Here is a 23,886-nt window from a genome sequence, read left to right as displayed (position 1 = left end):
AATGAGTTCCTTCGATAAAACACATACAATAGAAAACAATTTTGCAAAGAGTAATCCTAATTATTTAAAGTCTATGTTTGGCTCAACAGATGTTATGCCTTTGTGGATAGCTGATATGGATTTTGAAATAGCAAAGCCAATACAAGACGCTTTGCAAAAATTGATAGTCAGAAATATATATGCTTACGAATTTATTACTGAAGATGTATTTAAAGCCATTTCAGATTGGAATTTTAAACGTCATCAATTAAAATTAAACCCTAAATCATTTGTGCAAGTTTCTGGAGTACTCACAGGAATAGGTTTATTAATTAGAGAACTATCGGAAAAAGGAGATAGTATTATGGTGCAAACACCCGTTTATCATCAATTTTATAAGGTTATTGAATCTGCAAACAGGAAAGTGGTTAGCAATAAATTAAAAGTTGTAGATGGTCAATATAAAATGGATTTTGAGGATATAGAACGTAAGCTCAAAACTTTAATTATTAAAGCAATCTTATTTTTCAATCCACATAACCCTGTTGGTCGTGTATGGAAAAAAGAAGAATTACAAAAGTTAATAGACCTTGCTAATAAATATAATGTAACAATTATCAGTGATGAAATACATTCGGATATTGTGTATTCAAAATCACAGTTTAATAGTATAGCTTCGTTAAATAATAATGAAAAACATATTGCAGTTATTGGTTCTCCTGCTAAGACATTTGGCATGCAAAGTATTTCTAATGGCTATTTATATATACCAAATAAGAAAATGTATACACAAGTTAAGAGCATCGTTGGATCATTGTATTTGGATCATGGCAGTATATATTCTGCTAATGCTACTATAGCTGCTTATACCAAAGGAGAAGAGTGGTTGAATGATTTATTAGTATACCTCGAAAAAACAATGAATTGGATCATTGATTTTATAGAAACAGAATTACCTCAGATTACATTATATAAGCCAGAAGGGACGTATCAAATCTGGTTAGATTTTAGCACGTTGCATTTATCAGATAATGCATTGAAGCATTTAGTCGTTCATCAAGCTAAATTAGCCTTGACTCCAGGAGATTGGTTTGAAAGAAGTCATACTCAGTTTATGCGTATGAATATAGCTTCACCATTGTCAAAAATTCAACAAGCGTTCTATCAGTTAAAAAAGGCTATTGATACTGGTCTAGATGCTTCTTTTGATAAAAATACTAATACTAACAACTGTTGTTCTTGTTAATTAATTTGGATACTATTGTGTAGTAGTCATTACTTGATTTGATAGTTGATATTTATCTGGTACTTCGAAAATAGCTTTTAGTGTGGATTATTCTTTAGGTGATCTTTTAAGATGTCCCTCCCAAAGTCATTTGCTTTACTCCTAAAAATAGAATGAATATGATTTCTGCTATTGTCAAACTCTATAATAAAGGTTGGGCCATGAATTAAATAATAGTAACTATCACTTCTTTGCATATTTCCAATCCATGCGAAATGAATATTGTCAAAACCAGCGTTATCAATTATTTCCATCTCGTCATGAGCTAAACTATGTTCCAGGTTATGAACGTATTCTTCTATAATAATTCTTAAGAGTGTTTTTTGTTCTTTACTTAGTTCAGAAGCTTTGATTCCCCAGAATGCTGTGAGGCGTTGCTTAGCATCTGGATTTGTAAGAATATCACGAGGAACTCTTTTATCTTTCAAGACTGCTTTGTTTTTTTGAGTTTCGTTTAGACTGTTTATAAACAAAAAACCTAAATCTTCTTCTTCGCCTAATACCCGCCAACCAGCATATTCAGTTTCTCTTACCTCTGCCGGATCTGTTCCTAAGAATAGAGGTGTAGAAGAGATTTTCATATCGGCATATGTAAAATTTAATGATAAATGATGACCTTCAAGTTTAAATCCCCAATTGGTATCTTTTTTAGGCGTATTCCAAAATGTAAAATAATATTGCTTGTGACTCCATTTAAGGTGAGGAACGTTAAAATGCTTTTCCAGAATATTATCCAAATGCATTATCCCAGTAGTTTTTAAGTACCCTTTAGAACTAAGGAGTTCGGATAACAGCTTATGAACTGCTATTCGTTGTGAATTGGTCATATTTCCTATACTAATTCCTTTTCGTTGTACAATACCCAAAGGAAGGTTAGTCCATTTGGTTCTGTCATTATCCTCAAAAGAAAGAAGAACTTTTGATTGGTCATCAAAAGTTTTAAGAGCATTTTGTGCTCTTAAAAGCACTCTTGTTTTGGCATCGGTTATCGTTTCAACAACCTTCTTATCTTTTGTTACAACATTGTTATTTTCTTGCGCACTATTGCAAAAAGGTAACATTGCGCATACTGTGATAAAGATGGTTAGTTTTTTCATGATTGCTAGTATTATCTAATTAAAAATAAGAATATAAAAGGAAAAATTAAACCCAATGTCGCCAGCCACCAACCTCGTATTTTAAAGCTATTTTTCCCTTTAGCTATAAACATACCTGTGATCGCAATAATAAGCATGGCCACACCAAAAATATCAGAGAACCATATCCACCACTTATTCGTAGTTTTATGTAGGATTGTCATTTGCCCCAATAAAGGAATGGTTTGGACATATTCAATTTCACCCTTACCTGTTTTAGGGTCTAGAGAAGCAAAAGCATCTTCAAAATATAGTCTTATAGTGTTTTCTCTTTTTCTGTTACCCTTATATTCTTCTTTTGAAATCTCTTTTGCTACTTTTTTTAAAAATTCATCTGTAATTTGAGTATCATCAGAAGGTATTTCTATTTGAAAGGTTTCAGTTTTTACAGTGTATTCTTGTGGATCAAAATTGGTTCTGTGATTCAAAGCAATACCCGAAATTGAAAAAGCGATAATCAAACCTACATAGAAGTAACCAATATCTCTATGTAGGTTTCTATTTAATAATGTTCTTGCCTTTTTATTCATTTTTAGCTTTTCGCCATCTCTAAATTAATAGTAACTTCAACTTCTTCACCTATTGAAGCACTTCCTGGTTTTCCCACATTGAAAACAGTACGGTCGATGGTTGTTGTTAGTTTTAATCCGGCTTTTTCACCACGGTCATTTTTGAGTATTCCGTTTAGTTTGCCGGTAAAAGAAACTTCTTTGGTAATACCTTTGATTGTAAGATTTCCTTTTAACGCAAAGGTCTTTTCTCCTGTCTTCTCAAAAGAAGAACTTTTAAATGTGATATTGGGATGTTTTTCAGCTCCAAAAAAATCATCGGCTTTTAGGTGGTCATCTCTTCGTGTGTTTTTCGTATTGATACTTGCCGTTTGAATAGTAACATCGAATTTGGGATTATTAAAATTGTCTCCTGTTGTTGCCGTAATATCGAATTGATCAAAAGAACCTGTGGTTTCTGATATTACTAAATGCGATACTGCAAAGTTGATTGATGAATGACCTAAATCGAGTTTCCAGGTAGATTGTGCGTTAAGAGTAAGTGTTACTAAAACTAAAAAAGTTGTCAAAAATGTTGTTCTCATTATATTTGATTTATTTGTTATGTATTAAAATCTTCGAGAGCCTGAGTATTGCATGGCTTCACCTTTACCAAATCCATAGCTTAAGCCAAAAGTGATAAAACGACCTCTTTGATTACGGTTATAGGTAGAAAAATCAGGTTGATCAGTTGTAAATTCAAAGACTCTTGTTTCAAAAACATCTCTAACACTCAAATTGGCTACAATTTTACCTTTGAAAAGTTTTTTTCGTAACCCTAAATTGGCAAATAGATTTTCCTCTTGTTGTCCTTGTATGGTTTTAAAACGTGACCTGTAGTTGCCAGAGACTTCAAAATCAAAACCTGCTGGTAACTTTATTTTGGCAGTAGCTCTAGAATTCCAGCGAGTACCATCAAAATCTAAAGAGTTTCCTTCAAAACTCCCTTTTCGATTAAAAGCATTCCAGTTGAAATCGGCTGTGATTGTTCCCCATTTAAAAGGGCTGTATTTGGTATTAAATTCTATTCCTTTGGTATTGTTTGTTCCTGCATTAATAGGCAAACGAGTGCTAATACCATTCTCAAACGTAGTTACATCCTCTATTACATCTTTGGTATAATGATGGTATAAGCCAAGATTAAAAGAGGTTTTTCCAATTTTGAAAATACTCGTCAATTCATACGAATCTGTAAATTCGGGTTGTAAATTTGGATTTCCAGTCGAAATACTGAAATTATTTCTGATATTAAAGAATGGGTTTAGATCCCATAATCTTGGTCTGTAAACACGTTTTGAGTATCCGGTCTGAAGCGATATATTATCAGAAATTTTATATGATACATGAGCGCTTGGAAACAGGTTTGTATAATTTTGTGTGTTTTGTTCATTAGTATTCTGCAAAACCGTTTTTAAGTCGGTATTCTCTAGTCGTAAACCACCTTTAATTCCCCATGTTTCACCTTCGAATCCTAAGGTTCCGTAAACACCCAGTACATTCTGATTGTAATCGAATAAGTTGGTAAGATTAGGGTCTACTACTAAATTTCCATTTTCTAATGTCCCTACCTGATAATCATTAGATACATCATTTAATATATATTGAGTACCTAGCTCCATTGTATATTTTTTGGCAAAAGGGCGAGTATAATCTAATTTAAAGGTGTAGCGTGCTTCTTTAAAATCGGTTGCTGTTTGTTGATCAAGATTTTCACGAGAACCAAAGGTCGTTCTATCCTTAAAATCAGATGATTGATCTTTACCAAAAAATGATCCCAAAGCACTAAAGAGTAGATCGTGATCCTCATGATTTTTAAAATCTTTTTTGTATTGAAATTCGTATTGCCATTTAGGATTGGTTGCCTCAGTTTCTTCAGTTCTTGTCCAGCTTTGTGTTAATACTTCAGATTCGTTAAATGAAAACAGATTTGTTGAATTTTCGTCTTCTACTTCATAAGCAAAGCTTCCCGAAAGTGTAAAAACATTACTGTCGTTTAGGTGATAATCTGTTCCTAACAGGATATTGTAAAATGTTTCATTTTTATCACCATCACCCACAGATTGCAGTTGAGTATTGTTTACAAGATCATTATTCTCTGAAATCCTTTCTGTAGGAAAAGTTCTATGACCAACACCTAATTGTGTAAATAGATTAAATTTTTCGGTACGTTTATTAAGGCTTACACCAATACTGTTACTATTGGGAGTACCTACATTTAGAGAAATGGATCCATTTAACCCTCGTTTTTCTTCCTTTTTAAGAACAATATTGATAATACCCGACGTTCCTTCGGCGTCATATTTCGCAGATGGATTAGTAATCACCTCAACACGGTCTATCATTTCTGCCGTAATAGTTCCCAAAGCATTGCTACCCTGATCGGTAAGCACCGATGGTTTTCCGTTAACAAGCATTTGCACTCCCTGGCTTCCTCTTAAACTTATTTGCCCTTCGATATTAACATTTACCGAAGGTACATTATTCAATACCTCTAGAGCACTAGCACCAGCGCTACTCAAATCTTTTCCGACATTGAAAACACGTTTATCTAACTTGAAAACAGTTTGCGATACTTCTGCAGAAACAACGACTTCGTCTAATTGTTCCTTATCTTCTTCTAATAGTATTATTCCTAAATCTATGTTTCCTTTTTTTACCTGATATGTATTAAATGTTTTCTTTTGAAAACCAATAAAACTTACTTCTATAATAAAGTTGCTTTCTACAGTAGAAAATTCAAATGATCCATCTTCAGAAGTTGTAGTGCCGGTTATAGGTTTTTGGGTTGCTTTATCTGCAATTAAAACCGTAGCAAATTCAATGGGTTGTTGTGAGGTAGCTTCAACAATTTTTCCCGTGATAGTTTTAGATTGTGCATTTACAATACAAGTGGTAAACAGTAGTAAAAAAAGATTAGCTACTAGAAATATTCGCTTCATATTTGAAATCTTAATTAATCGAAATCAAAATTCACAAAGCAAAATAAATACCAAAAATAAAACACGTGAACTACAAAACTTTTACCTTAAACAACTTAATGGTCGTTTGCCTCCAACTTTTTGTCGTTTACCTTATAATACATGAAGCTTACGGTAAATAGTAGCAGCATATATAGTAATTCCTATATTTTTGTGTTATGAGGCATTTTATAAAAGGCTGGAAAAATAAAGAATGGATATATCAAATTGTATTTTTTGTTGTACTGTTTATAGTGTATTCTTTTGATAAACACGATCCAGAAATAGAGTTCTATAAAGTAGTATTCTTTATTCATTATGTATTTGTTTCTCTTTTTATAAGCTATGTTTTAGTTCCGTCTTTCTTTTATAAGAAAAAGTATCTCAAACTTGCAGTTTCTTTGATTTTAGTTTTTATGTTCGTCTATTTTGTAGAAGAATTTGTTCTCGAAAAAATATTTTTTCCAGGAAGACGAGGGCAGCACATTTCAAGTGTTTTCTATACACTTATTGATATTATGCCAATAATTATTATAATGATAAGCTTCAAATTGGGATGGGATGCCAACAAAAAACAGAAAGAAGTTGAGCAGTTACATATATCGGTACAAGAAAGTGAGTTGCGGTTCTTGAAATCACAGATCAATCCTCATTTCTTATTTAATAACTTGAATAATCTATATTCTTATGCTATTGAAAATTCGCCAAAAACTCCTTCCATAATTCTAGAATTGTCATCAGTTTTACGTTATATGTTATACGATTGTAAAGAGGACCTGGTTTCACTCGAAAAAGAAATCAAGCATCTTGAGAATTTTGTTAAGCTTAATGAGTTACAAATTGAAGAAAGAGGAAACGTTAATTTTGATGTTCCTGGGATTACCAAGAATTATCAAATTGCTCCATTAATATTAGTGGTTTTTATAGAAAACGCTTTTAAACATAGTAATGCAAGTCAAAGCGACAATATAACTATTGATATAAAAATTGATATTGAAGAAAACGATAAGTTAACTTTTATTTGCGAAAATAGTTTTTTACCAAACGCAAATAATCAAAATATATCTAAAGGTATTGGTTTGAAGAATGTAAAAAAACGTTTAAATCTTTTGTACCCCGGAAAACATTATCTTGTAATAGAAGAAGAGAATAATAGATATAAAGCGCTTCTTTCTTTATATTTAAATACTTAAAAGAAGTATGTCTAAAACGTGTATTATCATAGAAGATCAACCACCTGCACAGCGTATTCTACAAAAATATATTGCTGATTTAGGTACATTAGAATTAAAAGGTGTATTTTCTGATGCTTTAACTGCTTTAACTTTTTTGCAAAAGAACACTATAGACCTTATTTTTTTGGATATACATTTGCCCAAAATTTCTGGTATTGATTTTCTGAAGACTATTAATAATCCACCTAAAACTATCTTAACAACAGCTTTCTCAGAATTTGCATTAGAAAGTTATGAGTATAATGTAGTTGATTATCTCTTAAAACCCTTTTCATTTCAGCGTTTTATACAGGCAGTTACAAAAGCATCATATGAAACTAAAACAACTCTTCAATCTGATAGTATAGTACCAAAAAAAGAAGAAGATTTCTTTTTTATAAAATCGGGATATGATCTGTTTAAGGTTTCAGAAAAAGAAATAATGTTTATCACGGCGGATTCTGATTATACTCAAGTAAAAACTAAAAATAAAAGTTATCTGAGTTCAGAAACCTTAAAGCAATGGAAAGAGAAACTTAATGACTCATTATTTTGCCAAGTACACAAATCATATATTATAAATATAAGAGCTATATCAAAATTATCAGGGAACCAAATTTATATTGAAGAAGAAAGAATTCCTGTAGGTAGAGTATATAAAGAAGATTTTGAAAGAAAAATTGGTCTCTCATAGAATACATAAGATAAAACTATAACACATATTGTACAAAACAACATAACTTCTGGTTTTGCTACACTGAGATTACTGAAGAGGATAGGAGAGTAAGGAAATATGTGTAGAATGAGAATTAATTTACATCTAAAAATAACCTAAAGTGTCTTTAACTTCTTCTTTATACTTTCGTCCAATAGGTATAGGGATTCCTTTTAATATTAATTTACTTGGTGAAAAGGAATCAATAAAATTGAGACTTACAATAAAAGAACGGTGAACTCTTAAGAATTTTTTGTTGGTTAACATTTCTTCAATCGATGAAATGCCTTTATAAGCGATAATTTCTCTATTAGTAGTTTTTACTTTGACATAATTTTTAAGACTTTCAATAAAAATTATGTCCTTCAAAAAAATTTTCTGCAATGATTTTTCAACTTTTAAATAAATAAATTCCTCTTCTTTTATAGATTGTAATTGTTGGTTTTCTAGTTCAATAGTTTTTTGATTTGTTGCATGCCAACTTTTAAAAAAAACATACCCCAAAGGAATGATGATAGCAATATTTACATCTAAAAGTGTGTTCATTATTTCTGTAAGAACAAAGAAATTAGAAACTTCAAAATTTTGTAAATAATTTGGTTGAACAACATAAAAAAATAAGACTCTTTGAATAAAAACAGTAACAAAAATCAATAAAAGAATATAGAGAAAGACGAACATCGCATATTTCTTTTTCAGAAAAAAAACCGGAAATAAGAAATACAACGACACATAAACCAAAATAAGTCTTGCAGGAAGACTTAACATTTGGATCATAAAATTCCTGAAATAATCATTATCATAAGTTCCCCAAACTAAAGTAAAAAAACATACAAATGCCAACCAATAACCAAGATGTTTTGTGACTCTGTTAGATTTTTTTTGTATACCCAAAAATGAAAAATTAGTATAGTTTGATTTCATTTGGCTAAAATCTAAAAATTAATCTAAATGACCATTAATTATATACAAACAACTGGCAATTTTATACAAAAAACAAGTAAACAATTGTAATCTATAGCTCATTAGAATTGATTTTCAGCTTTACTAAAACTAATAAATACTGGTAGTTTGGTATATCGAAGTGGTTGTTTATATAATGAGATTGTGAGGTGTTATTTTCATTGGTAATATTGAGAAATCTAATTTTTTACTTTACTAAAATGAAAACTATATTTAGAATTTTTATTATTTGTTTACTCTTTTTTGTTTCAATTCGATTAAGTGCACAAAGTGTAACATTAAATAGAGTAGAACCTCCAAATTGGTGGATCGGAATGGAAAACCCCGAATTGCAAATTTTGGTATATGGAGAAAATATTAGTCAAACAAAACCAAGTATCAATTATGAAGGGGTTTTAATACATAGTATTTCTACATTAGAAAATGAAAACTATCTCTTTATAAATTTGTCAATAGCAGAAACAACCAAAGAAGGTTCTTTTGATATTGTTTTTAAAACAAAAACGAATAAAGAATTACGTTACACCTACGAATTAAAAACAAAAAAGCATAGGGACAATGCAACTCAAAGTGTTGATGGCTCTGATGTTATTTATTTAATAACCCCTGACCGTTTTTCGAATGGAAATTCAAAAAATGACTCTACCGAAGATACTCTTGAAAAAGTAAATCGTTCTAACCAAGATGGAAGACATGGCGGAGATATAAGAGGAGTTATAAATCATTTAGATTATATTCAAAATTTAGGGGTAACGACTTTATGGTTAAATCCGTTTTTAGAAAATGATCAACCAAAATACTCATACCATGGTTATGGAATTTCAGATTTTTATAAAACAGATAGTCGTTTTGGAAATAATGCAGATTTTTTGAGTTTGGTTGACTTGTGTCATCAAAAAGGAATGAAAATGATTATGGATCAGGTTTTTAATCATTGTGGAGCCGGTCATTGGTGGATGAATGATTTACCTTCTAAAGATTGGTTGAATCAATGGGACACATTTACACGAAGTAATTTTACCAATATTGCGGCTTCTGATCCACATGTTTCAAAAAGTGATTACGATTTATTTACAAAAGGTTGGTTTGATACTAATTTACCCGATTTAAATTTAGAAAATCCATTTTTAGCCACCTATATGATCCAAAATTCAATTTGGTGGGTAGAATATGCACAGTTAGATGGTATTAGAATGGATACCTATCCTTATCCTGAAAAAAATGTAATGGCAAAATGGGTAGAAACTATTAATACTGAATACCCTAACTTTTATATTGTTGCAGAAACGTGGGAAGCTAAAGCGTCATCATTATCATATTGGAATAATGGTGGAGTTAATAACGATGGTTACAAATCTCCTGTGAATAGTGTATGTGATTACCCCTTGTATTACGCAATGTTAAAGGCATTTGGAAAAGAAGAGAATATATATAAGATCTATGAAACACTCGCTGAAGATTTTGTGTATGGAGATCCATTTAGCAATAAAATATTTAATGGAAATCACGATGTTGGGAGATTATTCACGCTATTAGATGAAGACATTGATAAACTTAAACTAAGTATGGCATTTATCTTAACCACAAGAGGAATTCCGCAATTGTATTATGGTGATGAATTATTGTTTGGAGGTGATAAACCTGACGGACAATTACGAAAAGATTTTCCGGGAGGGTGGAAGACGGATAAAAGAAATGCTTTTACTAATAAAGGAAGAACAGTTCAAGAAAATAGCGTATACAATTATGTAAGTACAATTTTGAATTGGCGTAAAGGAGCTACAGAAATCCATTCTGGAAAATTGAAGCATTTTCAACCTTTAGAAAATATCTATGTTTATTTTAGGTATACAGATACCGAAAGCACGATGATTATTATAAATAATAAGAAAAAAGATATTCCAAATTATAGTTTAGAGCGTTACAAAGAAGCTCTTGATGGATATTCTAAAGGAAAGGATATTATTACAAATACTCATTTCTCTACCCTTAAGTCAATTGATTTAAAAGCAAATTCGGCTTCCATAATTAAACTTAGTAAATAATGAAAAACATATTTGTTATAGGAGGAGCCTCATACAATTCGGTAATCACATTAGATGAATTTCCTGAGGCTATTCCACAAACAATTCATAATTGTGATTTTGATGAAACTATTGGAAATACTGGTGCTGGAAAAGCTTTGGCGTTTTCTAAATTAGGGTTTTATACTACATTTCATTCTTTAATAGGTAATGATTCTTTTGGAGAAAAAATAATGTCTTATTTGCAAGAGCCTACACTAAATTTCATTAATGATATAGATATAAAAGGTACCGAAAGGCATTTAAATATTATGAATAATAAGGGAGAACGTATTTCTATATTCATGAACTCTTCTTCGGATGTACCAGATATTGACTATTCCAAATTTGAAAAAGAAGTATTAAAAGCAAGCTTTATTGTTGTGAATATTGCTAATTATTGCCGTAATATTTTACCAATTTGTAAACAATTAAATAAAGAAGTTTGGACCGATTTACATGATTATGATGGTAAAAACCAATACCATCAAGACTTTATTGATGCTGCTACCTATATTTTTTTAAGTTCAGATAATTTATCAGATTATAAATCTTTTATGGAAGAACAGATTGCTAATGGTAAGAAATTGGTGGTGTGTACTCACGGAAAAGGTGGAGCAACTGCATATACTATAAATCAAGAATGGATTGAAGTCCCAACTATTGAAAATTATACGATGATCAATACAAATGGTGCCGGTGATTCTTTTTTTGCAGGTTTTCTGTATGGATTTTCTAATGGTTATGATATAAAAAAGTGTATGCAATATGGGACAATTACGGCTGGCTTATGTATAGAATCAGAAATGATCACAGGTAATAGATTAAGTAAAATTCTTATTGAAGAAGAATTTTCAAAATATTATATTAAATAGAAAAAGGCCTCTTGTTTTCACGAAAACAAGAGGCTGTTTTTTAATTTTTTGGCATCCAATCTGGTGGTTTAATCAACACCAGAAGCTTGTTTTTAAAGCCTTCAACACTAGCTATTTTTTTGAATAATCGAGTTATTCCATGAAAAAATACTTTTATAGGGTTGGTGCTATTTAATGGTTCTGAAATGCCGTATTTTACAGTTTCGACTTCGGGCTCGAATGTGCCTAGCATTCTATCCCAAATGATAAGAATTCCGGCATAGTTTTTATCCCAATATTGTCTGTTTGAACCATGATGTACACGATGATGTGACGGTGTATTAAAAATAAACTCTACTGGTTTTGTGAGTTTACCAATAATTTCGGTGTGTAATAAGGTTTGAAACACTTGTACAAATACTTCAGATAATAATACTAAAATAGGATCGTATCCCAACATCACTAACGGAAGTGAAAAAAGAATGGGCATTATAGCATCTAATGGTCCAAAACGATATGCTACCGACATATTAAAATGTGGAGAACTGTGATGTACAGTATGTGTTGCCCATCCAATACCTATGCGATGCATCATACGATGTTCCCAATAGTAAGCAAAATCTGCTAATACTATGCAAGAAATAATTGTTGCCCAATTTAATTCTAAATGTGGTAAACTAGCATTGTTATATAACCAATAATAAAGTTTGGTTATCGCTAAAACTCCAAGGATAATTTCAATAAGGAGAAATGCACCAAACGTAATTATATTAGCAATACTATCAAAAACAAGGTTTTTGTTTAAGCGTTTTTGCCATGCATAACGAATTAATTCTAATACAAAAAACGGAATGATGATGTACAGTAAACTTAAATCGTTAATGAGATAAAACCAGTAATTAACATCAATCCAGCTTAGTTGTTTTGATAAAAATTCAATCATAATTTATTGCCTTTTCCAAGTTTCTACATCACCATAACCATAATAGTCATAGCTTAGCTTAAAAGTATTTTCATCAACCATATCAATGGTACAATCGATATCATATATTTGTTTTTCATGTTCAATGGTATAGATCCCTTTTCCCTTGTAACCATCGAATGATTTTATAATGAGTGTTTTTGTGCCTTTTGCTTTTTCGCTATTTCCACTTTCATCTTCATATTGGTAAGTATAGGCATTAAATACATTGCCTTCTTTTTTAATAGTATACACTATCGCGCCTCTAAATTCTTTTGAGTGATAAGTTACTTTCCAATTACCAATAATATAATCTGTCTCTTCATTATAATGGTTTACAGAAGCATTAGAAGTTTTTTTATTATCATCTTCATTTTCTATAGATTGTTTTTTCTCATCTGGAAATTGAGAAATAGTGTTTTCTTCTAAATCAGTTCCAGACGTATAGTTTGAACTTTGTGAAGCATAGCTTACTAAGTGTGCACTACCAGCAAGTAGGATAACCACAGCTAAACTTCTGAACAGTACTATTGAATTTTTCATTTTTTATGTTTTTAATACTGGTTTTTACTTTGTTCTTCCTCGTAAGAAGTTATATTTTTTGTATGTAGAAGAATGCTTCGGATCCATCAGAACATAATAGCCGGTTACCTTCATTAAAAATTAGGTTTCCGTCGTTTGCTTCAATGGTTTTTTGTGATTGTTTCAGGTCTTTTACACCAAATGTACATACCCAATATTCGTATTTACTTTTTATACTGTTAGGTATTTCACTAATAGTTGCTATATGATCGTTTTTTAAGTTATAAATCTCGAAGCTATTCTCATCCACTTTTTGAAATTTCCAATTAAAAAGCTGTTTATAAAATAAAATCGATTTTTGGGTGTCGGATACGTGTAATTCGTTAAAAATTAAAGTGTTTTCTTTATTTTTAGTTCTCGAATTCAATGCATTGCCTTCATAGACAGTAAACCCTGCGCCTAATGTATCACGTATTAAAGCGATGCTACCAATAGAATTTTTGGTATCTACCAGTTCTATAATTCCACCTAGTTTACGTGCTTTTTCTATAGTTTCTGTAACGCTGTCTACTTGAATATAGGACATCCAAAAAGATGGCATTTTCATATCTTGAAACTTCTGCGGTGTTTGGTACAAACCAACAGTTTCTTTTTTATCGTTATACGCAATTAAATAATTATCGGTACTGTAGTATTTCCAACCAAAAACAGCTTCATAAAACTGCTTTGCTTTATCAGGATTGTAACTGGATAAGTCTGCCCAAATAAAATTATTAGTATTCATATTGTAATTGGTTTATGAAGATTATGAGGCAAAACTAATCAGAGTGTTTAGTGTTATTTTTGACTTATGTCAAAATCTACTTTCGAGCTCTACTTAATGTTTCTTGACTTATACCTAACATTGAAGCGATATGTCCTAAATTGGCAATTTGCGTTATATTAGGAATTGCTTTTATTAATAATTGGTACTTTTCTTTGGCCGATAAAAAATAATAGCCTTTATAAAAATCATCTATCAATGCCATTTGTTCTTCTATGAGTAGGCGTCCAAAACGTTCTAACTCCGGAAAAGTGGTATATAATTCCTGCCATTGAGTATAGGTTAATGAAATAACCTCGCTGATTTCGGTAGTTTCGATATAATCTTTTGATGGTGTTTGCGAAAGATAACTATGCCAAGAAGTTACCATATTGTTTTTTGGATAAATCCAATGTGTAATATCTTTTCCGTCTTGATAAAAATAAGTGCGAACTGTGCCACTTTTTAAAAAATAGAGGTGTTTACATGTTTTTCCTTCTTTGCTTAAGATGGTACCTTTAGCTAAAGTCTCATTACGAGCTAGTGCTACAATAGCGTTTTCTGCTTCGTTTGAGAGTGTACTATATTGCCTTATGTGTTTGATAAACTCAATTACTGGTTTCTCCATACTAAAAAAGACATTTGAGGTTTATACAAGTTATATTTTTTGCTAACACTCTTATGCTCATTTACAAATATACATAATGGTGTTTTTGGGTTCGTGCAATTTTGACTAAAAAAATAGGAGAGGAGTATAATCTGCGTGGAATGATATAGATAGAATTATAATAATCGTCTATAAAAATAGAAAGACCGTCTATATAATTACAAATATTTATCTTGTTTAGCTTACCTTAGTTTTTTATCAAAATGGTATGCAGAAAGGTTATTTAAAAATAATATTACACAGTTTTTTATGGCTCGTTGTATTTATATATCCAATAGCTTCATTAAATCATATTCCAAATGGGCAATATCTTATTAATAGAAATTGGCTGTCTATTTCAAGCATTTTTCTTGTTTTTTATATCAATTACTTTGTGTTAGTAGATCTACTTTTTTTTAAAAATAAAAAGGTATTGTTTTATATTCTAAATATTTTTTTGATTGTTATACTCTATGTATTATTAAAAAAACTGTTGCGATTTAATGTATTTCACCCAACAGTTAATGGAGAGTTGATTCGAGAAGTAAGAAGTGGTGCTATGACTACTGTTCAATTAATGCTACCTATAATTTTAAGTATTGGCATGTGTGTTGGTTTAAAAGTAAATTCAAGATTTAATGAAAATAGATTATTATTACAACAAGTAAAACAAACACAATTAGATACTGAAATTAAATATTTAAAGTATCAAGTTCAGCCACATTTTCTCTTTAATACCTTAAACAATATTTATGCATTAATTGATAGCTCTCCTTTTTTGGCCAAAGAATCAATACACACCTTAAGCAAACTGATGCGTTATCTATTACACGACGCATCAATCAATAAAGTTCCTATTGTAAAAGAAATAGAATTTCTAGAACGTTACATAGATTTAATGCAATTGCGAGTATCTGCTAATCTAACGTTAAAAAAGAGTTTTCCTATAATTAATCAACCTATACAAATTGCTCCATTGCTTCTTATTTCTTTTGTAGAAAACGCTTTTAAACATGGGATAGATGCTATACAGCCAAGTTTTATTTATATTGATTTAACAATAGAAAATGATTGTATTAATTATGCTGTTACTAATTCTTCTTTTCCCGAAAAAGAAAAAGTTACCGACTCTGGAATTGGATTAGAGAACTTAAAAAAACGATTAGAACTATTGTATCCCAACAAGTTTAAATTAACCACCAGAGAGGAAAACAACGAATATATTGCAACATTAATCCTTAATTTTAAAAAATGATACTTTCTTGTGTTTTAATTGATGACGAGCCTTTGGCTCTTAATTTATTAGAAGGTTATGTAAAATCTACACCTTTTTTAAAATTGATAGCTAAATGCAATAGTGCTATTGCTGCAATGGAAATTATAGAACACAAATCGGTTGATTTGATTTTTACAGACATACAAATGCCTAACCTATCTGGTATTGAATTCTCTAAACTACTTTTAAACAAAAACACTAAAGTTATTTTTACAACCGCATTCGAAGAATTTGCACTCGAAAGTTATAAAGTTAATGCTATTGATTATTTAGTAAAACCAATTAGTTATCCCGAGTTTTTCTCTGCTGCGAATAAGGCAAAACAGTTATTGCCTAACAACTCAAATCAAACAAATTATATAGAGGATTATATTTTTGTAAAGTCGGATTATAAGTTAATTAAGATAAATTTAAAAGATTTAATTTATGTTGAAGGTTTAAAAGATTATTTAAAACTCTACACAGTTAATTCTGAAAAGCCAATCCTTACTTTAAAAAGCATGAAATCTTTAGCAGAAGAGTTGTCTAAAAAAAGCTTTATGCGTGTACATCGTTCTTTTCTTGTTAATTTAAAGATGATAACGACTATAGAACGTAATCGTATTGTATTTGGAGATAAATACATTCCAGTTTCAGAAAAATACAGAAAAGATTTTCAAAGATTCATTAATACCGATTTTACTTAATAGATAAAATCCTCTTGTTTGTCTAGAATTGCATTGTAACTATCTATTTCGTTTTAATAAGTTCTTACGTTTAATCAATTTTGATGTATACATATAAAACTATATATCAATGATTAAAGTAATTACATTTTTAATAATTTGTTTTGTATCAAGTTTACAGGCACAAACAATAAACGACAAGATAGAGGAAATGATGCAAAAGCATGTTGAGCTTGATCAATTTTCCGGAACTGTTTTGCTGGCAAAAGAGGGCAAAATTTTATATCAAAAAGCTTTTGGCGATGCGAATAAAAGCTATCAAATAAAAAACAATATAGATACAAAGTTTAATATTGCCTCAATGGGAAAAATGTTTACCGGTGTTTCCATTATGCAATTAGAAGAACGAGGGAAATTAAATATTAATGATCCGGTTGTAAAATACCTGAAAGATTTTCCATTTGGCAATAAAATAACTATTCATCATTTATTGTCTCATACTTCAGGTTTAAGCAATTACATGCGGCACAAAGTGTATAGAGCAAATAGAGGGAAACGTTACGTAATCAATGATATAATACCTTTTATTTATGAACAAAAATTAGAGTTTGATATTCCAGGAAAAAAATTTGCATATTCTAATTCTGGAATGGTTGTGTTAGGTGCAATTATTGAAAAAATTTCGGGACAGTCTTATTCAGAATTTATTACTCAGAATATCTTTATTCCTGCTAAAATGTACAATACGCAAATGAGATTTTGGGATGATGTTGTCGAAAATAGAGCATTAGGTTATTTAAAGTCAATATCTGGTAAGTATACAAATACGATATATACAAATAGTTCACCACAATCTGATGGAGGAATATTATCTACAGTTAAAGATATGTTGAAATTTGACCAAGCATTATACACTTCACTTCTAATTAATGAAAATTCTAAAAAGAAATTATTTACCAATGTTATACCAAAAATAACTTACGGTTTGGCATTTCAGGTAGAAAATAAAAATAATAATAGAGTAGTAGGTCATGGTGGAGGATTACCAGGGTTTTCGTCATATTTTTCAAGATATTTAGATGACAAATACACCATAATTGCTTTATCTAACTACGATATGATATCTAGAAACATTGTATACTATATAGAGGATATCTTATATAATAAAAAATACCAATTGCCAAAAGAGAGATTACGCTTTTTTATTTACAGTAACAAAGCTAAAATCAACAATTTCAATGACTTAAAAGATATTGAGAACTTTGTGAAAATACACAACTATTCTCTTAATCATCCACAACGTTTAAATCTTATTGCTTATGAGTTTATGAGAGAAAAAAATACTGAATTTGCTATAAAATTATTTAAGCTAAATGTGCATTTATTTCCAGATGAAGCAAATATGTATGATAGTTTAGGTGAAGCTTACGAGAATAATGAACAATTCGATTTAGCTTTAAAAAGCTACGAAAAAGCGGTAGAAGTAGCTAAAAAGCAATCTCATAGGCTGCTAAATTCGTTTACGAATACTCTAAATCGATTTAAAGAAAAGTTACAATAGAATTAAAAGCATGAAAAATAATATAAAAGAAAACAACCAACTTAGTTTTCTCTTTGATCTCATTATTTACATTGCAATCATGTTTTTGATTAGGAAAACCTCAATTCCTAATACGCACTATTTAGTTACAGGGTTTTTATATTCTGGTACCACTTTATTAGTTGCAACATGGCAAATGAGAAGGAGAGGAGTTACATGGAAATCTTTGGGACTTATAAGGCCTAAAAACATTACTAAAACATTTTTAAAAGCAGGAATAATAACTGCTATCATAATTGGAGTACTTCTTATTTTTAATCTAATACAAGATTCGTTTTTGGTTGTTAAAGAAAGTAGTGATGCCGTAAAAGGAACCAATACAGGTTACTCACTTCGTAATGGAGATTACGGCTATTTTTTTTCTGTTATTCTTTTTGTATGGTTACAATCTGCACTTGAAGAATTACTAGAACGAGGTTTCTTAATTACCTGGATAGAAGGTTTGTTTTCAAATTTAAAATTTAGGACCACAATTGCGATTATAATACAAGCTTGTATTTGGGGTTTTAGACACTCGTATGATATCTCTGAACGTTCTATATCGGTAGCACTAATCGGAATTATTATGGGGATCGCTTATGTGAAACTCAATAGAAATTTATGGCCTGTGATCATAGCGCATTGCGCTATGAATACTATGTCTATGATATAAACGATATGATTCCTGGGTTGCACACTGAGCCTACCGAAATGTTGAAGTACTGTCGAAAGGATAGGAGTGTGACAATTAACAGTCGAGCGCTCTCAATTCTTAATCGATTTAATAATTTCTTTATAGGAAGCACCAATCGGAATTTCCATACCGCCAAGTAAAACAACATCTTTTGCAGTTAAAGAAGCAATTTTTCTAGTGTTAATAATATAGGAACGATGAACCCTCAAAAAATAAGAAGGTAGCTTTTGAACAAAAGAACTTATTTTATCTTTTGTAATTATGATGTCGTTTGCAGTATGTATTCTCACATAGTCTTTAATGCTGTCTATAAACAGAATGTCGTTAAACTCTATTCTAATCATCCTTTTGTTTGAATTAACAAAGAAGTGATCTAATGTCTTATCGACCTCTGATGATTCTTGGGAGGTGGATGGAGGTGTTGTATTCAATGCCTTGTATTTATTGATAGATTTATAAAACCGAATAAAAGATATTGGCTTTAATAAATAATCAATAATATCCAGTTCATACCCTTCTAAAGCGTATTCTCGGTAAGCTGTTGTTAAGATAACTTTTGGTTGTATCCTCGTATTTTTTATAAAATCGATACCTGTAACTACAGGCATTTGGATATCTAGAAATAAAAGGTCTATAGTAGTATTTTGAAGAAAATGTCCAGCGGTTATAGGGTTATCAAATGTTGCTACAAGTTCAAGGTCTGGTATTTCCATTATGTGTTTTTCAAGCACTCTAATGGCTAGCGGCTCATCATCTACGACCATACATTTTATTCCCATATTATTGTAAATTAATAGTTAATACTACCTGAAAATCATTGTCTGTTTGGGTGCTTTTCAGGTCATAGTTATTTTTATAGTTCAGTTCTAATTGTCTTTGAGCATTAGAAAATCCAATTCCAGAATGTGATTCATTTTTCGTGTCGTATTGTCTGTTTTCGGGTAGCGTATTAAAAACTTTAAAGCATAGTTGATCTTGGTTTGTGGTTAATTCAATTTTAATTACCGAATCCTTGAGATTATTACTCGCACCGTGTTTAAAGGCGTTTTCGATAAATGATATCAGGATTAAGGGTGCTATCATTACGGTGGGAGAATGAAGATGGTATGTAAAGTTCAATGTTAATTTATTGCCATAACGTAGGGATTCTAAATCTATGTAATCCTGTATAAAAGCAATTTCTTTTTTTAATGGAACTTCAGCATCTTTACACCGATAAAGCATATAATCTAGCATGTCTGATAGTTTCAAAACAACTTCAGGGGCTTTTTCAGATCGATCTAATGTTAATGAATACAAATTATTTAACGTATTGAACAAAAAATGCGGATTTGTTTGCGCTTTTAAAAATTTAAGTTCGGTATTTGCTTTTTCTTTTTGTAAAACTTCTAGTTGATGACGTTCTTCAAAGCGGTCTTTAACTATCTTAGTCATTAGCATTAAAAAAACAAATACATAGACCGACGGAAAATGCACTACAGCCAAGTGAAATGGATCGGATATTATTTCTATCAAGCTTTCCTCCTTGTAATATTTAGGAATAAAAAATTTAGTCAAGTACATACTTGAAAGCTTTGAAATAACTAAAAATACATATACAGATATCAAAAAAGAGAATCCAAACTTAAGATACTTCTTTTTAAATAGAAGTTTGGGTACCTGATAATAGACTAAAAAATAACTTGCTAATAATTGAGCAGGTAAAAAACTCAAACTAGCGTTTACAGTCTTTTCAACGCTTCCATCATTTAATGCTGCCAATATGGGTAAACTTATAAACAATAAAATCCAAAATATGAGGTGTGAAACGACTCTATTCTGAAAGATCCAATCTATTAAGTTCTTTCTTTTTATCATAGTGTATAAATATATAAAATATGAATCTAGTATCCCTTTAAAAAAGACCAATCCAGATAATCTATTGCCCAACTCATGCTTTTTACGGATTAAGAATATTTTCCGTTACAAATAGGTTTATTTCAGTTTGAAAGTATCGTTTGTCTATTTTACAATTTTTTACTAATCCTATTCGATACGTTTGTTTAAGGATATTACATCAATTATTATTAAAAAGTAAGAATATGAAGTATATAAAAACTATCAGCATCCTTTTACCTTTCCTTTCTCTTTTGGTTGGTTATAGTCAGAACAATAAAAAATCGGAATCCATATCCTATACGATTGCTTATGCATCAAAAGAAACCGGTGATTCAGAAATTTACCTGATCGATAGTAAAGCTGAATCAAAAACTAGAATCACTAATCGCTCTGGGAGAGATGGCTATATAGCTTGGTCTCCTGATGGAAAACGTATCGCTTCTTATGGCTATTACGATAGAGGAAACACATGGTCTATTCATACTATGAATAGTGATGGTACGAACATGAAACGATTAACGCATGCAAAAAACAAATGGGATAATTCTCCTACGTGGTCTCCTGATGGAAAAAAAATTGTTTTTGCAAGAGATTATCAAGATTCGGCAGAAGTTTGGAGGGCAGAACTTTGGATTATGAATTCAAATGGTAGTGAACAAGCTCAAATAAAACCACTGAATGGTGGAGGACCATATTTTACTCAAGAAGGGAAACTCGTCTTTCATTCCATCTATCATTCCAATAGTGAAGAAATTTGCATAGCCAATATTGATGGCAGCAATATAACTAAGTTAACCAATAATAAAGCTAAAGATTTGCATCCTGAAGTTTCTGCAGATGGTAAACAAATCGTTTTTATGTCTAATAGAGATGGAAATCATGAAATTTATGTAATGAATATAGATGGCTCCAATCAAAAACGATTAACAAATAATGATGTTGATGATTGGAATCCTTCCTGGTCTCCTGATGGTTCTAAAATAATTTTCCAATCCACAGATGAGAATGGAGAAAAACATGTCTATATGATGAACAACGATGGTTCCTCGGTAGAAAAATTTATAAATAACGCTTTTGGTGCAGTTTGGTTAAAAACACGAAAATAACAGTGGTTGTGTAAGATTAAACGATTTAGAATTCAAAAGATAAAACAATGAAAAACATAATACGATTACTCTGTTCAATTATACTTTTAATAACAAGTATTAGCTTTGCCCAACAAAGTGATAGCCCTGCACCAGAGGCTACAGCTGCCGAAGCCAAAATATCGTTTTGGGATTTACCATATCTCAAAGAAGCTTTTATCGATACAACACCGGCAGAAAGAAAAGACGGTCTAGCAATTGGTGAATTAGGCGTTAATGGTGGCAATAAAGACATGATTATCAAGCTGGCCGAGGAGATCGCCGATAGTATGCACGGTCTCTACGACAGCATGCTTATCACCCACAAAAGCAAGCTCTTATTTGAATCTTATTACCGGCGTGGTCGCGTTAACCTGGCTGGTGACCAAGCGTCAGCCGCTAAAGCCTACACCAGTTTGGCATTGGGTCGTGCTATCCAGTTGGGCTATCTAACAATGGCTGACCTGGATAAGCCTTTGGTTAGTTTTCTGAAAGACCTGGATCCAACAAAATTTGTTGAGGGTGCAGAAAAAATCACGCTCCATAAGGCATTGACCATGCGCGGGGGGCTTCGCATCAATGAAGAACAGAGAAAAGAATTCGAGAAAAATCCAAACAAGTTAAAAGGCCAAGGTCAAGTTCAGACCCTTCTTGAGCATAGTGCACCTATTACCTCAGTATCTCAGAACTATTCATATGGCAACTTCAATCCAAGTTTGGTGATGCAAGCCATTGAGGCCGTCGTGCCGGGCACCGCCCAGGATTTCATCAAAAATGAACTTCTCGACAAAATGGGCATAACTAATTATAACTGGCAGACTTCTATTAGCGGCTTGCCAGAAGCGGGGTGGCGCGTGAGCATGACATCACGTGATATGGTCAAGTGGGGAACTTTGGCCATCAATAAAGGTAAATGGAATGGCGAACAACTGATTTCAGCAAAATTTTTAGCTAAAGCGACTAGTAACATTACTAAACCTACTGAAGATTGGCAACCCGACAGCTTTAATTATGGTTATTTTTTCTATCAAACGAATATAGCAGTCGGTGATAAAAGCTATGATACCACTTTCGCTTGGGGTGGTGGCGGACAATATATTATCACCGTTGATGAACTTGATTTAGTTGTTGTGATTACTGGCCATGACAGGGAAGATACTATAATGACTCAAGTTTCAAAAATCATCCTACCAGCGTTTGTTAAAGATGAACTCTCAGTTATAGAAAGCCCTTATCTTGGTCAAAAGCCACCGGGTTTGATTCCTGAATTATTTGCTCCTGGTATGGTTACAACAGAGGAATGGCAATGGAGTGGTGCCTTCACACCCGACCTAAAAGAATTTTATTTCATCAGAGAAGTTGGAGAAACAGAGGAGGATAAAAAAATGAAATTTGTTGTTATTCAAAATAAGAATAATAAGTGGCAGGAGTCGGTTATATCACCCAGAGTGGGAGAACCCTTTATATCGCCCGATGGTAAGATCATGCACTTGGGTACAAAATATAAAGAGCGTACGGAAACTGGCGATTGGTCCAAGATAAAAAGCCTTGGTGTTCCATTTAAAGACTTCCCAATCATGCTCCTTACAGCTTCTGCTAAAGGAACCTATGTTTTTGATTCAATGGGAGAAGGTATTATTCGTTATTCTAGATTAATTGATGGAGAACGTGAAGAACCTAAACAGTTTGGTAAGGAGATAAACACTGGAGGATCGAATGCTCACCCTTTCATTGCTCCAGATGAGTCCTATATTCTTTGGGATGGTAGAAGAGATAGCGGATATGGTAATGCTGATATCTATATCAGTTTTCAACAGCAAGATGGTTCATGGGGTGAGGCTATTAACTTGGGCGACAAGATAAACACAGAGTCTTCGGAAGCCGGTGCATTTGTGTCACCGGACGGAAAATATCTTTTCTTCAATAGAAGTGTAGGTAAAACAAAACCAACCGATAGATACGATGATGTAGATATATTTTGGGTAGATGCCCAGATTATCGAGAATCTCAGGCCTAAATCATAAT

General features: G+C 31.5%; 22 protein-coding genes. 11 read left to right on the top strand and 11 right to left on the bottom strand.

Features of this window, described 5'->3' with window-relative positions:
* Position 1: 1 nt before the first annotated feature.
* A complete protein-coding gene (locus NNL09_RS20765) occupies positions 2 to 1,225 on the top strand; it encodes a MalY/PatB family protein (RefSeq protein WP_196910054.1) in 1,224 nt (407 codons plus the stop codon).
* A gap of 77 nt (positions 1,226 to 1,302) precedes the next feature.
* Here the strand turns inward: NNL09_RS20765 and NNL09_RS20760 are convergent, their stop codons facing one another.
* Genes NNL09_RS20760 through NNL09_RS20745 form a run of 4 tightly spaced genes read right to left on the bottom strand, consistent with a single transcriptional unit; the run spans position 1,303 to position 5,887 of the window.
* On the bottom strand, positions 1,303 to 2,361 hold the full coding sequence (locus tag NNL09_RS20760) for a DUF3500 domain-containing protein (RefSeq protein WP_196910055.1): 1,059 nt from the start codon (positions 2,359 to 2,361) through the stop codon (positions 1,303 to 1,305).
* Between the two features lie 11 nt (positions 2,362 to 2,372).
* Positions 2,373 to 2,930 (bottom strand): PepSY-associated TM helix domain-containing protein, encoded by a 558-nt coding sequence (locus tag NNL09_RS20755; RefSeq protein WP_025665682.1) that lies wholly within the window; start codon positions 2,928 to 2,930, stop codon positions 2,373 to 2,375.
* Between the two features lie 2 nt (positions 2,931 to 2,932).
* Positions 2,933 to 3,493, bottom strand: coding sequence for a YceI family protein (locus NNL09_RS20750; protein WP_025665683.1), 561 nt, complete (start codon positions 3,491 to 3,493; stop codon positions 2,933 to 2,935).
* A gap of 24 nt (positions 3,494 to 3,517) precedes the next feature.
* Positions 3,518 to 5,887 (bottom strand): outer membrane beta-barrel family protein, encoded by a 2,370-nt coding sequence (locus tag NNL09_RS20745; protein ID WP_196910056.1) that lies wholly within the window; start codon positions 5,885 to 5,887, stop codon positions 3,518 to 3,520.
* Between the two features lie 197 nt (positions 5,888 to 6,084).
* Between NNL09_RS20745 and NNL09_RS20740 the strand changes: the two genes are divergently transcribed.
* Positions 6,085 to 7,098 carry a sensor histidine kinase gene (locus NNL09_RS20740; protein WP_196910057.1) on the top strand — a complete coding sequence of 338 codons (1,014 nt, stop codon included), beginning with the start codon at positions 6,085 to 6,087 and terminating at the stop codon, positions 7,096 to 7,098.
* Positions 7,099 to 7,105: 7 nt separating this feature from the next.
* Positions 7,106 to 7,813 (top strand): LytTR family DNA-binding domain-containing protein, encoded by a 708-nt coding sequence (locus NNL09_RS20735; RefSeq protein ID WP_196910058.1) that lies wholly within the window; start codon positions 7,106 to 7,108, stop codon positions 7,811 to 7,813.
* 126 nt (positions 7,814 to 7,939) lie between these two features.
* Here NNL09_RS20735 and NNL09_RS20730 read toward each other — a convergent pair whose 3' ends face one another.
* The gene (locus NNL09_RS20730) at positions 7,940 to 8,380 is read right to left on the bottom strand and encodes a LytTR family DNA-binding domain-containing protein (RefSeq protein WP_160170095.1); all 441 of its coding nucleotides are present in this window, start codon (positions 8,378 to 8,380) and stop codon (positions 7,940 to 7,942) included.
* Positions 8,381 to 8,997: 617 nt separating this feature from the next.
* Between NNL09_RS20730 and NNL09_RS20725 the strand changes: the two genes are divergently transcribed.
* Together NNL09_RS20725 and NNL09_RS20720 are read left to right on the top strand one after the other, a co-directional pair.
* On the top strand, positions 8,998 to 10,842 hold the full coding sequence (locus tag NNL09_RS20725) for a glycoside hydrolase family 13 protein (RefSeq protein WP_196910059.1): 1,845 nt from the start codon (positions 8,998 to 9,000) through the stop codon (positions 10,840 to 10,842).
* A complete protein-coding gene (locus NNL09_RS20720) occupies positions 10,842 to 11,735 on the top strand; it encodes a carbohydrate kinase family protein (protein WP_196910060.1) in 894 nt (297 codons plus the stop codon). Before NNL09_RS20725 ends, NNL09_RS20720 begins: the two co-directional genes overlap by 1 nt.
* Positions 11,736 to 11,775: 40 nt before the next feature.
* Here the strand turns inward: NNL09_RS20720 and NNL09_RS20715 are convergent, their stop codons facing one another.
* From NNL09_RS20715 to NNL09_RS20700, 4 genes are all read right to left on the bottom strand, one after another.
* Positions 11,776 to 12,657, bottom strand: a complete 882-nt coding sequence (locus NNL09_RS20715) for a sterol desaturase family protein (protein ID WP_025665689.1) — start codon at positions 12,655 to 12,657, stop codon at positions 11,776 to 11,778.
* A 3-nt stretch (positions 12,658 to 12,660) separates the two neighbouring features.
* Positions 12,661 to 13,218, bottom strand: coding sequence for a hypothetical protein (locus NNL09_RS20710; protein ID WP_196910061.1), 558 nt, complete (start codon positions 13,216 to 13,218; stop codon positions 12,661 to 12,663).
* Between the two features lie 49 nt (positions 13,219 to 13,267).
* Complete coding sequence (locus NNL09_RS20705) at positions 13,268 to 13,981, bottom strand: VOC family protein (protein WP_196910062.1); 714 nt, start codon at positions 13,979 to 13,981, stop codon at positions 13,268 to 13,270.
* 76 nt (positions 13,982 to 14,057) lie between these two features.
* Positions 14,058 to 14,627, bottom strand: a complete 570-nt coding sequence (locus tag NNL09_RS20700) for a Crp/Fnr family transcriptional regulator (RefSeq protein ID WP_196910063.1) — start codon at positions 14,625 to 14,627, stop codon at positions 14,058 to 14,060.
* 475 nt (positions 14,628 to 15,102) lie between these two features.
* On the opposite strand from NNL09_RS20700, the gene NNL09_RS20695 reads away from it, so the two are divergent.
* The 4 genes from NNL09_RS20695 (at position 15,103) to NNL09_RS20680 (ending at position 18,838) form a co-directional block, all read left to right on the top strand.
* Positions 15,103 to 15,900: a sensor histidine kinase gene (locus NNL09_RS20695; RefSeq protein ID WP_196910064.1), complete on the top strand. Its 798-nt coding sequence runs from the start codon at positions 15,103 to 15,105 to the stop codon at positions 15,898 to 15,900.
* Positions 15,897 to 16,607 (top strand): LytTR family DNA-binding domain-containing protein, encoded by a 711-nt coding sequence (locus NNL09_RS20690; RefSeq protein WP_196910065.1) that lies wholly within the window; start codon positions 15,897 to 15,899, stop codon positions 16,605 to 16,607. Before NNL09_RS20695 ends, NNL09_RS20690 begins: the two co-directional genes overlap by 4 nt.
* A 109-nt stretch (positions 16,608 to 16,716) precedes the next feature.
* Positions 16,717 to 18,147 (top strand): serine hydrolase, encoded by a 1,431-nt coding sequence (locus NNL09_RS20685; RefSeq protein WP_196910066.1) that lies wholly within the window; start codon positions 16,717 to 16,719, stop codon positions 18,145 to 18,147.
* Positions 18,148 to 18,157: 10 nt separating this feature from the next.
* Complete coding sequence (locus NNL09_RS20680; RefSeq protein WP_025665696.1) at positions 18,158 to 18,838, top strand: CPBP family intramembrane glutamic endopeptidase; 681 nt, start codon at positions 18,158 to 18,160, stop codon at positions 18,836 to 18,838.
* 92 nt (positions 18,839 to 18,930) lie between these two features.
* On the opposite strand, the gene NNL09_RS20675 is transcribed toward NNL09_RS20680, so the two are convergent.
* Positions 18,931 to 19,623 (bottom strand): LytTR family DNA-binding domain-containing protein, encoded by a 693-nt coding sequence (locus NNL09_RS20675; RefSeq protein ID WP_231389105.1) that lies wholly within the window; start codon positions 19,621 to 19,623, stop codon positions 18,931 to 18,933.
* A gap of 16 nt (positions 19,624 to 19,639) precedes the next feature.
* Positions 19,640 to 20,620 (bottom strand): sensor histidine kinase, encoded by a 981-nt coding sequence (locus tag NNL09_RS20670; protein WP_160170097.1) that lies wholly within the window; start codon positions 20,618 to 20,620, stop codon positions 19,640 to 19,642.
* A 320-nt stretch (positions 20,621 to 20,940) separates the two neighbouring features.
* On the opposite strand from NNL09_RS20670, the gene NNL09_RS20665 reads away from it, so the two are divergent.
* A complete protein-coding gene (locus NNL09_RS20665; protein WP_025665699.1) occupies positions 20,941 to 21,843 on the top strand; it encodes a DUF5050 domain-containing protein in 903 nt (300 codons plus the stop codon).
* Between the two features lie 47 nt (positions 21,844 to 21,890).
* The gene (locus NNL09_RS20660; protein WP_196910067.1) at positions 21,891 to 23,885 is read left to right on the top strand and encodes a serine hydrolase; all 1,995 of its coding nucleotides are present in this window, start codon (positions 21,891 to 21,893) and stop codon (positions 23,883 to 23,885) included.
* Position 23,886 lies beyond the last annotated feature (1 nt).

This window comes from Aquimarina sp. EL_43 (genome assembly GCF_943422735.1).
In the GTDB taxonomy this organism is placed as follows: domain Bacteria; phylum Bacteroidota; class Bacteroidia; order Flavobacteriales; family Flavobacteriaceae; genus Aquimarina; species Aquimarina megaterium.
Note: the sequence above shows the minus strand (reverse complement) of the source record. Positions and strands in the feature narration are given on the sequence as shown.

Excerpts from the sequence above, each read along its gene's own strand:
- NNL09_RS20765 (WP_196910054.1), top strand. The coding sequence starts at position 2 with ATGAGTTCCTTCGATAAAACACATACAATAGAAAACAATTTTGCAAAG.
- NNL09_RS20760 (WP_196910055.1), bottom strand. The coding sequence starts at position 2,361 with ATGAAAAAACTAACCATCTTTATCACAGTATGCGCAATGTTACCTTTT.
- NNL09_RS20755 (WP_025665682.1), bottom strand. The coding sequence starts at position 2,930 with ATGAATAAAAAGGCAAGAACATTATTAAATAGAAACCTACATAGAGAT.
- NNL09_RS20750 (WP_025665683.1), bottom strand. The coding sequence starts at position 3,493 with ATGAGAACAACATTTTTGACAACTTTTTTAGTTTTAGTAACACTTACT.
- NNL09_RS20745 (WP_196910056.1), bottom strand. The coding sequence starts at position 5,887 with ATGAAGCGAATATTTCTAGTAGCTAATCTTTTTTTACTACTGTTTACC.
- NNL09_RS20740 (WP_196910057.1), top strand. The coding sequence starts at position 6,085 with ATGAGGCATTTTATAAAAGGCTGGAAAAATAAAGAATGGATATATCAA.
- NNL09_RS20735 (WP_196910058.1), top strand. The coding sequence starts at position 7,106 with ATGTCTAAAACGTGTATTATCATAGAAGATCAACCACCTGCACAGCGT.
- NNL09_RS20730 (WP_160170095.1), bottom strand. The coding sequence starts at position 8,380 with ATGAACACACTTTTAGATGTAAATATTGCTATCATCATTCCTTTGGGG.
- NNL09_RS20725 (WP_196910059.1), top strand. The coding sequence starts at position 8,998 with ATGAAAACTATATTTAGAATTTTTATTATTTGTTTACTCTTTTTTGTT.
- NNL09_RS20720 (WP_196910060.1), top strand. The coding sequence starts at position 10,842 with ATGAAAAACATATTTGTTATAGGAGGAGCCTCATACAATTCGGTAATC.
- NNL09_RS20715 (WP_025665689.1), bottom strand. The coding sequence starts at position 12,657 with ATGATTGAATTTTTATCAAAACAACTAAGCTGGATTGATGTTAATTAC.
- NNL09_RS20710 (WP_196910061.1), bottom strand. The coding sequence starts at position 13,218 with ATGAAAAATTCAATAGTACTGTTCAGAAGTTTAGCTGTGGTTATCCTA.
- NNL09_RS20705 (WP_196910062.1), bottom strand. The coding sequence starts at position 13,981 with ATGAATACTAATAATTTTATTTGGGCAGACTTATCCAGTTACAATCCT.
- NNL09_RS20700 (WP_196910063.1), bottom strand. The coding sequence starts at position 14,627 with ATGGAGAAACCAGTAATTGAGTTTATCAAACACATAAGGCAATATAGT.
- NNL09_RS20690 (WP_196910065.1), top strand. The coding sequence starts at position 15,897 with ATGATACTTTCTTGTGTTTTAATTGATGACGAGCCTTTGGCTCTTAAT.
- NNL09_RS20685 (WP_196910066.1), top strand. The coding sequence starts at position 16,717 with ATGATTAAAGTAATTACATTTTTAATAATTTGTTTTGTATCAAGTTTA.
- NNL09_RS20680 (WP_025665696.1), top strand. The coding sequence starts at position 18,158 with ATGAAAAATAATATAAAAGAAAACAACCAACTTAGTTTTCTCTTTGAT.
- NNL09_RS20675 (WP_231389105.1), bottom strand. The coding sequence starts at position 19,623 with ATGGTCGTAGATGATGAGCCGCTAGCCATTAGAGTGCTTGAAAAACAC.
- NNL09_RS20665 (WP_025665699.1), top strand. The coding sequence starts at position 20,941 with ATGAAGTATATAAAAACTATCAGCATCCTTTTACCTTTCCTTTCTCTT.
- NNL09_RS20660 (WP_196910067.1), top strand. The coding sequence starts at position 21,891 with ATGAAAAACATAATACGATTACTCTGTTCAATTATACTTTTAATAACA.